The sequence below is a fragment of the Vibrio navarrensis genome (assembly GCF_015767675.1).
In the GTDB taxonomy this organism is placed as follows: domain Bacteria; phylum Pseudomonadota; class Gammaproteobacteria; order Enterobacterales; family Vibrionaceae; genus Vibrio.
On the sequence record NZ_CP065217.1, the window covers coordinates 3,297,635 to 3,311,017 of the forward strand.

General features: G+C 53.0%; 8 protein-coding genes. 5 read left to right on the top strand and 3 right to left on the bottom strand.

All coding sequences use genetic code 11. The features are described 5' to 3' along the window. Positions 1 to 3: 3 nt before the first annotated feature. Positions 4 to 1,707 carry a sodium:solute symporter family protein gene (locus I3X05_RS15630; RefSeq protein ID WP_045569310.1) on the top strand — a complete coding sequence of 568 codons (1,704 nt, stop codon included), beginning with the start codon at positions 4 to 6 and terminating at the stop codon, positions 1,705 to 1,707. Between the two features lie 107 nt (positions 1,708 to 1,814). Here I3X05_RS15630 and I3X05_RS15635 read toward each other — a convergent pair whose 3' ends face one another. Together I3X05_RS15635 and I3X05_RS15640 are read right to left on the bottom strand one after the other, a co-directional pair. Beyond that, positions 1,815 to 5,246, bottom strand: a complete 3,432-nt coding sequence (locus I3X05_RS15635) for a hybrid sensor histidine kinase/response regulator (RefSeq protein ID WP_045569311.1) — start codon at positions 5,244 to 5,246, stop codon at positions 1,815 to 1,817. Positions 5,247 to 5,332: 86 nt separating this feature from the next. After that, entirely contained in the window at positions 5,333 to 6,523 is a 1,191-nt protein-coding gene (locus I3X05_RS15640) for a 3-phenylpropionate MFS transporter (RefSeq protein WP_045569312.1), read from the bottom strand. A 193-nt stretch (positions 6,524 to 6,716) separates the two neighbouring features. Between I3X05_RS15640 and I3X05_RS15645 the strand changes: the two genes are divergently transcribed. From I3X05_RS15645 to acs, 3 genes are all read left to right on the top strand, one after another. Beyond that, positions 6,717 to 8,543 carry a DUF294 nucleotidyltransferase-like domain-containing protein gene (locus I3X05_RS15645; RefSeq protein ID WP_337970848.1) on the top strand — a complete coding sequence of 609 codons (1,827 nt, stop codon included), beginning with the start codon at positions 6,717 to 6,719 and terminating at the stop codon, positions 8,541 to 8,543. A gap of 39 nt (positions 8,544 to 8,582) precedes the next feature. Further along, positions 8,583 to 9,218: a 3'-5' exonuclease gene (locus tag I3X05_RS15650; protein WP_193157655.1), complete on the top strand. Its 636-nt coding sequence runs from the start codon at positions 8,583 to 8,585 to the stop codon at positions 9,216 to 9,218. Between the two features lie 203 nt (positions 9,219 to 9,421). Beyond that, on the top strand, positions 9,422 to 11,374 hold the full coding sequence (acs, locus tag I3X05_RS15655; protein ID WP_337970849.1) for an acetate--CoA ligase: 1,953 nt from the start codon (positions 9,422 to 9,424) through the stop codon (positions 11,372 to 11,374). Between the two features lie 126 nt (positions 11,375 to 11,500). Here the strand turns inward: acs and I3X05_RS15660 are convergent, their stop codons facing one another. Next, a complete protein-coding gene (locus I3X05_RS15660) occupies positions 11,501 to 12,544 on the bottom strand; it encodes an alkene reductase (RefSeq protein WP_193157653.1) in 1,044 nt (347 codons plus the stop codon). A 149-nt stretch (positions 12,545 to 12,693) separates the two neighbouring features. Between I3X05_RS15660 and I3X05_RS15665 the strand changes: the two genes are divergently transcribed. Then, positions 12,694 to 13,272, top strand: a complete 579-nt coding sequence (locus tag I3X05_RS15665) for a TetR/AcrR family transcriptional regulator (RefSeq protein WP_171816695.1) — start codon at positions 12,694 to 12,696, stop codon at positions 13,270 to 13,272. Positions 13,273 to 13,383: the final 111 nt, after the last annotated feature.

Genomic DNA, 13,383 nt, shown 5'->3' on the forward strand with positions numbered 1-13,383 from the left:
AAAATGGATATTCAAACTTGGACGTTTATTCTGGTTGGTCTCACCTTCGCCCTGTATATCGGTATCGCTATCTGGGCTCGTGCGGGATCAACCAGTGAATTCTATGTTGCTGGCGGGGGTGTACACCCTGTTGCCAACGGCATGGCAACCGCCGCGGACTGGATGTCAGCCGCATCGTTTATCTCAATGGCAGGGATCATCTCCTTCATCGGCTACGATGGCACCGTTTACCTGATGGGTTGGACGGGTGGCTATGTGCTACTCGCGCTGTGTCTGGCTCCTTACTTGCGCAAGTTCGGTAAATTTACCGTGCCAGATTTTATCGGTGACCGTTACTACTCAAGAACGGCGCGTATGGTCGCGGTATTTTGCGCCATCTTCGTCTCATTTACTTACGTCGCAGGCCAGATGCGTGGCGTGGGCGTGGTATTTGCGCGCTTCCTCGAAGTTGACATCAACGTCGGTATCATCATTGGTATGGGCATCGTCTTCTTCTACGCGGTAATGGGCGGGATGAAAGGCATTACCTATACTCAGGTAGCCCAATACTGCGTATTGATCTTCGCCTTTATGGTACCTGCGATTTTCACCTCACTTATGATGACAGGTAACCCTGTCCCTCAGCTTGGCTTTGGTTCCACCATGGCGGGCAGCGATGAATACCTACTCACCAAACTGGACGGCTTGACTCAGGAACTGGGCTTTACCGCCTATACCGACGGCTCGAAGAGTATGGTTGACGTCTTCTTCATCTGTGCGGCGCTCATGGTCGGTACGGCGGGACTTCCACACGTTATTATTCGCTTCTTTACGGTTCCGAAAGTATCTGATGCACGTATCTCTGCCGGTTGGGCTCTGGTCTTTATCGCGTTCTTATACACCACAGCACCTGCGGTAGCGGCGTTTGCTCGCGTCAACATGATTGACACCATCAACGGCCCAGACATGCAAGGCGTGGCGGCAGCCGATGCACCAAGCTGGTTTAAAAACTGGGAAAACACTGGCCTAGTCAAATGGGAAGATAAGAACGGCGACGGCAAGATGTTCTATGCGGGCGATGCGCGTAACGAAATGACCATCAACCGTGACATCATCGTACTGGCTTCGCCTGAGTTAGCGAAACTGCCAAACTGGGTGGTCGCTCTGTTGGCCGCAGGTGGCTTGGCGGCGGCACTCTCTACCGCAGCGGGTCTACTACTGGTTATCTCAACCTCGATTTCACACGACTTACTGAAGAAAGGCTTTAAGCCGGATATGACCGACAAGCAGGAACTGCGGGCCGCACGGATAGGCGCAGCACTGGCGATTATCGGCGCGGGTTATCTGGGTATCAACCCTCCCGGCTTTGTGGCGCAAGTGGTGGCATTCGCCTTCGGTTTGGCAGCCTCCTCATTCTTCCCGGCCATCATTCTTGGTATCTTCTATAAGAAGATGAACAAAGAAGGCGCGATTGCCGGTATGTTGTCAGGTATTGCGTTTACCGCAGCTTACATCATCTACTTTAAGTTCATCAATCCAGCAGCCAGCACCCCAGACAACTGGTGGTTTGGTATCAGCCCAGAAGGGATCGGTACGCTGGGTATGTGCTTGAACTTTGTGGTTTCTATCGTAGTGAACAAGTTCACCGCCGAAGTACCAAAAGAGGTACAAGATATGGTCGAGTCTATCCGTTATCCAAAAGGGTCTGGTGCCGCGCACGACCACTAATAAGACTCACGAGCTTTATTGTAGGGATTGAGCTCCGTGGAAAAGCAAAGCCGATGCAACTGCATCGGCTTTTTGTTTTAAATTGTTCTAACCGCTGACCAGTTCAATCAGCTAACGCGATTCAACACCGCCCTTAACTTCAGCGGTTTAACGGGTTTGGCGATAAAGCCAAACCCGTTGGCTTTTATCGCTTGCATCATCTCTTCGGTGCGATCAGCACTGATAATGACGCCTTCAAATCGGTTGCCTAAACGCAGTTTGCACTGCTGAAGCACTTCAAGACCGGTTCGCCCATCGTCTAAACGATAATCGGAGAAGATCACCTGCGGAATCCAGCCATTTTCCAATGTTTTAAGGCTGCCAATCAGGTCGGTTGCGGTTTTCACCTCACAGCCCCAACGTGCCAGCAAGTTTTCCATGCCGACCAAAATCTCTTCTTCATTGTCGACACACAGAATGCGTAGATGGCTGAGATCCGCCACCACTGGGCTGGGCTCATTCACCGCGGGCTTTTGTACCTCGCTGGCTTTATCGAGCGTAATGGAAAAGACGCTGCCTTTACCATGCCAAGAACGCATCGAGATTTCATGCCCAAGCACTTGGGCAATCCCTTTGGAAATCGCCAACCCTAAACCGAGCCCTTGATCTGAGCGCACCTGACTACCGCGATTGAACTCTTCAAAGATCTCCTGCTGTTTATCTTCTTCAATGCCCATGCCGTTGTCCCAAACGTCGATCCGCACACGCCCCGCGACGCGGCGCACACCAAGCAGCACTTTGCCGTTGGGGCTGTAGCGAAAGGCGTTGGTCAAAAAGTTTTGCACCACACGGCGCAGCAGTTTGGGGTCCGAGTTGACGGTCAGTGAAGAGGGAACCATGCAAAACTCAATGCCTTGCTGCTTGGCTAAGGCACTGAATTCCGCATTGAGGTTGGCCAGCACATCGTTGATGGCGAAGCCGTGCATGTGAATATCCAGTTTGCCGGACTCTAGCCGCGAGATATCGAGCAAATCACCGATGAGATCTTCCGCCGCCTCCAGCGCACTTTCGATGTGCGAGGCAAGTTTGCGCGTTTCATCTTCTTTCGCCACTTCAGAGAGCGACGAGGCAAACAAACGCGCGGCGTTGAGTGGCTGCATTAAATCATGGCTCACCGCAGCCAAAAAGCGCGACTTAGATTGCGACTCGCGCTCAGAACGTTGCGTTGCGGTCACCAGTTGCTGATTCAATCTCTCTAACTCGCGTGTGCGCAGATGAACGCGCTCTTCCAGCGTTTCATTGGCCTCTTTGAGTGCCTGTTCGGCATGACGAAAAACCGTGATATCGGTAAAGCTCATCACAAACCCGCCACCGGGCATCGGATTGCCCTGCACTTCGATCACCCGTCCATCGGGGCGAATCCGTGATGAGGTATGTCGAGTGCCTTGTTCAAGATGGTAGACCCGACGGCGCACGTGTTCTTCTGGGTCGCCCGGACCGCACAGCCCTTGCTGCGCATTGTGACGAATCACATCGGCAATGGGACGGCCCACTTGGATAAGCCCCGGCGGGAACTCAAACAGTTCCAGATAGCGTTGATTCCACGCCACCAGCCGCAACTGTTTATCCACAACCGCGATCCCTTGCCCAATGTGCTCGATTGCCCCTTGCAGCAGCCCGCGGCTGAAGTCGTAGAGCTCTGACGCCTCATCCACGATGGTGGCGACCTCTTCCAACTGCATGTTTCTCCCTTGCAGTGCCGAAGTGAGGACTAACTTCGCCGATGACGCACCAAAAACCCCAGCCAAAACCCGTTCGGTGTGGCGAATTAAGGTCGACGGCGCTTGCTGATTGGGCAGCAGCACTTCTCGCTGCTGCGACCAATAGTAAGCAAAGGCATTTTTGACTCGAGTGCGACCAACAAAACGCGACGCCAGCATCTCCAGTTCAGCGACCGTGACTCGGCTTTGGTACAAGCTGATATTCTCATTTTCCGGCAGTGGGATACCGATAAATGACGCCGATTGTAAGCGCTCACTTAGGCTTGGCCGCGTGAGCATCGAAACCAATAAATAACAGAAGGCGTTAGCGCTGACGCTGAGGATCATCCCCCAATCCGATGCTTTAACGTCCAGCCCGCTCAGCAGTTCAGGAGGCGTAATTATCCAGATCAACAAGTTACTTTGTGCGTCGCCAGCCAGCATATCGGTCTGAGTCATCAGGGTGATCAGCCACAAAGTGAAGCCGACCGCCAGCCCGACATACACCCCTTTGCGGTTGCCTTGCCGCCAGTACATGCCACCAAGCAGCGCAGGGGCAAACTGGGTGATCGCGGCAAACGAGAGAAAGCCGATAGCCGACAGCGAATGAATCGCATCCAGCGCTTGATAAAAGCCCCAAGCGCCAATCAGCAGCAGAAAAATCAGCGCGCGACGAATGCGCAGCAGCAGGCCGGAAAAGTGGTGGTGATTGCGATTGGACAAACGCATGCGTCTGAGCAGCAGTGGCATGACTAAATCATTGGAGACCATGATCGCCAGCGCGATGGTCGACACAATCACCATGCCACTGGCCGCCGAAGTTCCGCCGAGAAAGGCCAGCAGCGCAATATCGCTGGCACCAAACGCCATCGGCAAACTGATCACATAGGTATCGGCAGAACTGGCCGGCAGCAAACTTTGCCCAGCCCAAGCGATGGGCAAAACAAATATCCCCATCAGAACCAGGTAGAGCGGAAACAACCAACGAGCGGTATGCAGATCTTGCGCGCGCTCGTTTTCCACCACCATGGTGTGAAACTGACGCGGCAGACAGACGATCGCCAGCATCGTCAGTACGGTGTGAATAAGTAGCGTCGCGATATTCGGCGCTTGATAGGTGCTCGTGATCGCACTGGTTAAATCGAAGCTTTCGTGGCGCATCATCAGCCAGACGATAAACACCCCGACGACTAAAAAAGCCAATAGCTTGACCATGGATTCAAACGCAATCGCCATCATCATGCCGCGATGGTGCTCGGTATTGTCGATGTGGCGAGTGCCAAACAGCATGGTAAAAATCGCCAGTGCACCAACCACAAACCAAGAGACGTTGTAATCTTCGTAGCCAAATTGGCTAAAGAGATCGGGGGCGATGATCTCCAGCCCCATAGTGATGCCGCGCAACTGCAGCGCGATATAAGGCAAAATACCGACCACGGCGATCAAGGTGACCACCACCGCAATGCCCTGCGATTTGCCATAACGGGCAGCGATAAAGTCAGCGATGGAGGTAATGTGCTCTCGTTTGGCGATCAGGATCAGCCGAGCAAGGATGCGCCATCCCAAGGTGAAGACCAGAATCGGCGCGATATAAATGGGTAAAAACGACCAAGGGTTGCTGCTGGCTTGGCCAACCGTGCCGTAGAACGTCCACGAAGTACAATAAACCGCGATAGACAAGCTGTAGACCCACGGGCGCCAACGCGCCAGCCATTTTTTCTGCCTATCACCATACCAAGCAATCAAAAATAAAATGCCCAGATATGCCAACGACACGGGAATCACAATCCATCCTTGCATGCGTCATCCTTCCTGATAAAAAACCTCTCCGCTATGGGAGAGGTTTCATTTAACTAAGGATGAGAGATCAACTCAATCTCTTCGCACTAATTCTGTGCTTTCGGCTCGGCTTTCGCCAGATCAATCACATGCGGCTCTTCGCTGACAGGCGTCACTTTAACAAACAGCGCGATAAAGCCCATGGCCGCCATCACCCAGAACACATTCGCGCCCCACTGCTCAAAGCCCCAGCCACTTAACGCCGTCATGGCCGCGATAAAAGCGCCTAACGGCAGGGCATTGTAGAGCGCTTGCAGCGCGACCATTTTGTGCTCTGGCGAGTGTTGAATGTATTGAATGGCCGCAATGTGTGTCATAGCAAACGTCACGCCGTGCAGTAATTGAACGAAAACCAGACCAAGCAGCAAGGTGGTGGAGGCAGTGATCCCCCAGCGCAGCATGACGCCAATCGATGCGGTGACAAACAGCGCACGTAATGACCAACCCGCAAACAGGCGCTTACTCAAAGCAAACACCGCCACTTCGGCCACCACCCCTAAGCTCCACAGATAGCCGATGATCTCTTCGGAATGGCCAGCCTGTTTCCAGTAAATGGCACTAAAGCTGTAGTAAGCCGCGTGGCTCCCTTGGATGAGCGCCGCCAATAGCAAAAAGGTCACGACGGGTTTGTCGGTGAGTAACTCAGTTAACTTCGGCCGCTGGGTGTGATGCTCTTGGCTTGTTACTGGCATCAGCGTCGGTTTGCGCAAGCTAAATAGCAACGAAACAAACACCCCAGCCAACGCGGTGTAAAGGATCATGTCGCTGCCGTAGAGTGCAATCAAATACCCCACCACGGTCGAGCCCGCAATAAACGCGATGGATCCCCACAAGCGCGTGCGGCCGTAATCAAGCATTTTTAAGCGGGCGTAGTAGTTGGCGAGCGCATCAGAGAGCGGTACCGCCGGGCCACAACAGAGGTTGAATAACACGGTCGCCAGCGCCATCAACCAGAAATCACCGCCAGTAAAAAAGTGAAACGCGACAAAAATTAGCGCGGCGAAACTGAGCCAGCGTAACGCTGGCATGATGTGTTCGGCGCGATGCACGCGCGGCGTGATCACCATATTCGCCACACAACGCGTTGCTAAACCAATCCCCACCAGCAAGCCGATATCGGTGGAAGAGACGCCCTGCTCCTTAAACCACAACGACCAAAATGGCAGATAAACACCGTAAGCAAAAAAGAAGCCGAGGAAATATTGAGAAATCCAGCCATAAGGGGATGGGGTAAACATAGTGATAATCCTGAACAATAGCAGTTAAAGAACTGAGTGCGCTGCATTATGACTGGGTATGCACAAGAGAAAAAGGGAATTATCAGCAACCCACCGTTTCCCCGATCGCACCAAAGGATTAGACCAAAGTCGTCTGGAGAGTCAGTGTAAATTTGTCAGACTTACTCTATGCCGCGTGACGATAGAGTGCCCCATGCCTGATAAATTTAATATGCAATCTCCACCGTTTGACCGCCTGAGTGAAGGACAGCAAGCCCTGCTGCGCTCGTCACTGGACGTCGCCTACTATCGAACCCGCGACATTGTTCTGCCTGCCGGGCAGCCGAGCGATTCTCTGCACATTCTCATCAAAGGTGCAGTCGAAGAGCGCTCCGCTGATCATCAGGAAGTGTTCGCCCACTACGCCAACGACGATATGTTTGACGTCCGCGCCCTGTTTGAAGCGACTGTGCGCCACCACTACGTCGCGCTGGAAGATACCCTCTCCTATCTGCTGCCCAAAGCGCTGTTTCTGGAACTTTATAATGAAAATGGTCAGTTCGCGGCCTACTTCGACAGCAACCTCGCCAAACGGCAAGAGTTGATTGAAGCGGCGCAGCAGCAACAAAACTTGGCCGAGTTTATTCTCACCAAAGTCGACAAGGCGATTTACCACCCGGCGATGATTCTTCCGCCCGAGATGCCGATCAATCAGGTCACCAAAACCTTGAAGGAAAACGGCATCGACGCCGCGCTGGTCAAACTGCATGACGATGACCCTCGCTGTCGCCAACAGCCTTCCGCCCACCCGTATGCCATCGTCACCCGCACCAACATGCTCCATTCGGTGATGCTGGAAGACAAACCGCTCGATACTCCGGTAGGCGAGATTGCCACCTTCCCGGTTTGCCATGTGGATAATGGCGATTTTCTGTTTAACGCCATGATCACCATGACGCGCAACCGCATGAAACGCCTGATGGTGTGCGACGGTCACCAAGCGGTTGGTATGCTCGACATGACGCAGATCCTCAGCGCCTTCTCCACTCATTCTCACGTGCTGACCTTAAGCATCGCCCGTGCGTCCAGCGTGGAAGAGTTAGCGCTGGCGTCGAACAAACAGCGCCAATTGGTCGAAAGCTTGCTGAAAAACGGCATTCGCACGCGCTTTATCATGGAGCTGATATCGGCGGTCAACGAACAAATTATTGAGAAAGCGTTTGAGCTAGTCGTGCCTCCGGCGCTACACGACCACTGCTGTCTGATCGTGCTCGGCTCTGAAGGTCGAGGTGAGCAAATCCTCAAGACCGACCAAGATAACGCGCTCATCATCAAAGACGGTCTGGAATGGCAGTTGTGCGGCGAAGTGATGCAGCAGCTCACTCATACTTTGCAACAGCTTGGCTACCCACTTTGCCCGGGCAATGTCATGGTCAATAACCCGAAATGGGTGCGCAGCCAAACACACTGGAAAAAAACCTTGGCGGACTGGGTAAAAGCCGCCAAACCGGAGCAAGTCATGGACATCGCGATCATGGCCGATGCCCACGCCGTTGCCGGCAATAAGAGCCTACTGGCGCCAGTGAAAGCGCACTTGTGTCAATTGATGGCAGATCAAGAGCTGATCCTCACCGAATTCACCCGCCCCGCTCTGAGCTTTTCCGTGCCGCTGACGCTATTTGGCAATGTTAAAGCCGATAAATCAGGGCTCGACATCAAGCAAGGCGGCATTTTCCCGATTGTGCACGGCATTCGCGCTCTAACGCTGGAATACGCCTTGAGCGAAAACAACACCTTCGACCGCATTGACGCCTTGGTCAAACGCAAAGTGCTTGAGCAAACCACCGCCGATAACCTCAGCGAAGCATTGAAGCTGTTTTTTAAATTGCGTCTTGCTCAGCAGTTGTCCGAGCAACACAGCAACAACAAAATCAGTTTGAAACTGCTCGATCGCACCGAGCGTGACTTGCTGCGCCACAGTTTGCACGTGGTGAAAAAGTTTAAGCAGTGGCTGGGTTATCACTATCAAATCAAAGATTAACCACGTGAGGCGCTACGCCAAACGTCTTAGGAAGCGCGCATGAACTGGTTGCAACGCAAATACTGGCACTACAAACTGACAGGCTCGCCCTATCAGTCGCTGTTTTGCGCGCCCGACAGCCGTGAGTTTGTCTCTCTGGATTGCGAGACCACCAGCTTAGACCCGAAGCGCGCTGAGCTGGTCACCATTGCCGCGACGCGCATTATCGACAACCGTATTCTCACCAGTCAGCCGTTTGAAGTACGGCTGCGCGCGCCGCAATCGCTCGACTCGGGTTCAGTGAAAATCCACAAAATTCGCCATCAGGATCTGGTCGATGGCATTAGCGAATGCGAAGCCATCACGCGGCTACTCGACTTTATCGGCAACCGCCCTTTAGTCGGTTACCACATCCGATATGATAAGAAGATCTTAGACCTCGCCTGTCAGCGTCACTTAGGTTTCCCACTGCCTAATCCGTTGGTTGAAGTTAGCCAGATCTACCATGACAAACTGGAAAAGCACCTGCCCAATGGCTACTTTGACCTCAGTTTGGATGCGATCTGCAAGCATCTGGATCTGCCGCTTCAAGACAAGCATGACGCGCTGCAAGATGCCTTTGCGGCGGCGTTGATCTTTGTGCGTTTAACCCATGGCGATCTGCCCAGCTTCTCTTCCTCTTACCTCTCCCCGTAAGTTTGATGCAACGCATACATTCTTAATTTACTCATTTATAAGCAAAATACGCTTTTATCCTAAAGTCTAATTGTCGAAATCGTCGCAGTGATTAACAGTTATAGGCAAATCGAAAGACACCACGGATTTCCGTTCGCGTTCAGTTGCACACTCAATCACAAGTAGCCCTGTTCACGAAAGTTGAAGGCACAAGGAGAGAAACAATGAGTGAAGCCCACATTTATCCGGTTAAAGAGAACATTAAAACTCACACCCACGCGGATAATGAGACCTATCTTGCGATGTACCAACAATCTGTCATCGATCCAGAGGGCTTCTGGAGCGAACACGGCAAAATCGTTGATTGGATCAAGCCTTTTACCAAGGTCAAACAGACCTCTTTTGACACGGGCCACGTTGATATTCGCTGGTTTGAAGATGGCACACTGAACGTTTCCGCTAACTGTATTGACCGCCATCTGGCCAAGCGCGGTGATGAGGTAGCGATTATCTGGGAAGGTGACAACCCAGCCGAAGACAAAACACTGACTTACAAGCAACTGCACCAAGAAGTGTGTCGCTTTTCCAACGCGCTGAAAGAGCAAGGCGTGCGCAAAGGTGACGTGGTGTGTCTCTACATGCCGATGGTGCCGGAAGCGGCGGTGGCGATGCTGGCGTGTACCCGTATCGGCGCCGTGCATACCATCGTCTTTGGCGGCTTCTCACCTGAAGCGCTGGCGGGCCGTATTATCGACTCCGATGCCAAGGTGGTGATTACCGCTGATGAGGGCGTACGCGGCGGCCGCGCCGTGCCCCTGAAAAAGAACGTTGATGAAGCGCTGACCAACCCTGAAGTGAACACCATCAGCAAAGTGATGGTGTTAAAACGCACTGGTGGCAACATTGATTGGCATGAGCACCGCGATGTTTGGTGGCACGAAGCCACCGCAAAAGTCTCTGATGTTTGCCCACCAGAAGAGATGAAAGCCGAAGATCCGCTCTTCATCCTTTACACTTCAGGTTCAACTGGCAAACCAAAAGGCGTACTGCACACCACGGGTGGCTACTTGGTGTACGCGACCATGACCTTTAAATATGTCTTTGACTATCAGCCCGGCGAGGTGTTCTGGTGTACCGCTGACGTGGGCTGGATCACCGGACACACCTATCTGGTTTACGGCCCACTGTCCAACGGGGCGAAAACTATTCTGTTTGAAGGCGTACCAAACTACCCGAAAACCAGCCGCATGAGCGAAGTGGTCGACAAGCACCAAGTCAACATTCTTTATACTGCGCCAACGGCAATTCGCGCGCTGATGGCCAAAGGCAATGAAGCGGTTGAAGGAACAGAGCGTAGCAGCTTGCGCATTATGGGTTCGGTGGGCGAACCGATTAACCCAGAAGCGTGGGAGTGGTACTACAAAACCATCGGCAATGAAAAATCGCCGATTGTCGACACTTGGTGGCAAACCGAAACCGGCGGCATTTTGATCACGCCACTTCCTGGCGCAACGGACCTGAAACCGGGTTCAGCGACGCGCCCATTCTTCGGCGTACAGCCTGCACTGGTCGACAACATCGGCAACGTGATTGAAGAGCAAGCGGCGGAAGGTAACCTCGTTATCCTCGACTCTTGGCCCGGTCAGATGCGCACTGTGTATGGTGACCACGAACGCTTTGAGCAGACCTATTTCTCTACCTTCCGTGGCATGTATTTCACTGGTGACGGCGCGCGTCGCGACGAAGATGGCTACTACTGGATCACAGGCCGTGTGGATGACGTATTGAACGTCTCTGGCCACCGTATGGGCACAGCAGAAATTGAATCGGCACTGGTGGCGCATCCTAAGATTGCTGAAGCAGCGATCGTCGGCATTCCGCACGACATCAAGGGTCAGGCGATTTACGCCTACGTGACGCTCAACGCTGGGGAATACCCATCGGCTGAGCTACACAAAGAGGTGAAAGATTGGGTACGTAAAGAGATCGGCCCGATTGCCACGCCAGATGTGCTGCATTGGACCGATGCGCTACCGAAAACGCGCTCAGGCAAAATCATGCGCCGCATTCTGCGTAAGATCGCCACCGGTGACACCAGTAACTTGGGCGATACCTCAACACTGGCCGATCCAAGTGTGATCGACAAGCTGATCGCCGAGAAAGCCGAGCTGGCCTAATTCTGAGCAGCGAATATAACGCTGCCACAATAAGAGACCTGCGCTAACCACAAAGGCGTGCTTCAATGAAGCACGCCTTTGCATTTTGGCTGTTTTAGGAGCACGGGATTACTTTACACGGGATTGCTAGACCAGCTCCGCCAGCATACTTTCATCATACGCTTTTAGCGTCTCGCCGCTGCGTACTCGTGCCACGTAATCTGGGTTAGCAATGAACGGGCGACCAATCGCCAGCAGTTCAAATAGCCCTTGCTCAATTGCTGACGCACCGGACTGCGCGCTGAAACCACCCGCCGCCATCAAGGTTTTTGAGTAGTGCTGACGCATATACTCCGATACCTTGCCGCCTAGGTGTTCAAACTCAACGCTGTCGTCAAACATCCCTTCATGCAGGTACGCCAACTCACGCGTTTCCAGCTCGGCCAACAAATAGTCAAACACGGCTCGGTCACGCGCATCCGGTTTGATGTGTGCGTAGGCACCCGGTGACAAACGCAGACCAGTGCGATGCCCGCCAATGCGCTCAATAATGGCGTCAATCACCGCCAGAGGAAAACGCGCCATATTTTCGGGCGTCTGGCCAAACTCATCATCACGCAAGTTGGTGTCATAGTGCAGGAACTGATCGAGCAGGTAGCCATTCGCGCCGTGGATTTCCACCCCATCAAAACCCGCCACGATCGCGTTTTCAGCGGCACTGGCGTAATCCTCAACCAACTGCTCAATCTCTTCTTTACTCGCGGCTTTAGGCAGGGTGTACGTTAGATCGCGACGACGCGGCACCGTTCCTTCGTACGCCACCGCCGATGGTGCGAGCACATACTCACCGGCAAAAAAGGCAGGGTGCGCCACACGGCCGGTATGCCAAAGCTGAGCAAAAATCTTACCGCCACGCGCATGCACGGCCTCAGTCACTTTCTTCCAGCCAGCAACTTGCGCATCGCTGAACAGCCCCGGAGTATTGGGGTAACCCTGACCATCCGGGCGAATGATCGTCGCTTCCGAAATGATCAACCCAGCTTCGGCGCGGCGAGCATAGTAAGCGGCCATTTCATCCGTTGGTACAAGCCCCTCTCCCGCCATACAGCGCGTCAGTGGCGCCATCACAATGCGGTTATTCAGGGTAAGGTGTTCATTTAAAACATAAGGTTTGAAGAGTAAATCCGTCATCGGGCGATCCTGCTGTCGAGTGAATGTCGCTATGCTAGATCATTTTTGAACAATCATTCAAGATATATTTTGAACGATCGTTCAAGAATTTTTGTCAGGTTACGATTTTGCGCGTAGAATGCGGCTAAACCCCGAGTGAGAGAATGTGTGTGCGCGTAGCTGAATTTGACCGAGAACAGGTGTTGCGATCCGCGATGTATGAATTTATGTCGAAAGGATTCAATAAGACCAGTATGCAAGATTTGAAAAAAGCCACTGGCCTGCATCCGGGGTCCATCTATTGTGCGTTTGAAAATAAACGCGGTTTATTGCTGGCGGCCTTGGCGCATTATGCCGAGGAGCGAGCGCAAGAGTTCCATGCGATTTTTGCCGCTCACTCCAACGTCATGGACGGACTGCAAAGCTACTTTGCCATGGTGGTTGAAGAGTGTGCCAGTGAGGAGATCAAAGATTGCCTGCTGCAAAAAGCACTGAGTGAGTTGTCCAAACAAGACGATGAAGTGGAGCAAATCATTCGCGATACCCTCAACGCTTGGAAACTCGGCCTGCTCGCACAACTGTGTCAAGCGCAGCAAAACGGGGAGATCAGCGCCGATGCCGACTGCGATTTTCTCGCCGACTATCTGGTGATGGGTATTTATGGCCTGCGCACTTTTGCTCATACCAAACCAGAAAGAACCCTGCTGAGTAAAATGGCGCAGCAACTGCTTTGCACGCTACACGTTTAACGCCTCTATTCTCCCAATCCAAGAGTCTGTCAATCCAAGCTTTGCCAATCCATGAGCGCCCTTCTCCCTCGGCGCTCATCTAGGCGGTTACCTCCCGCGGCCAATTGATTA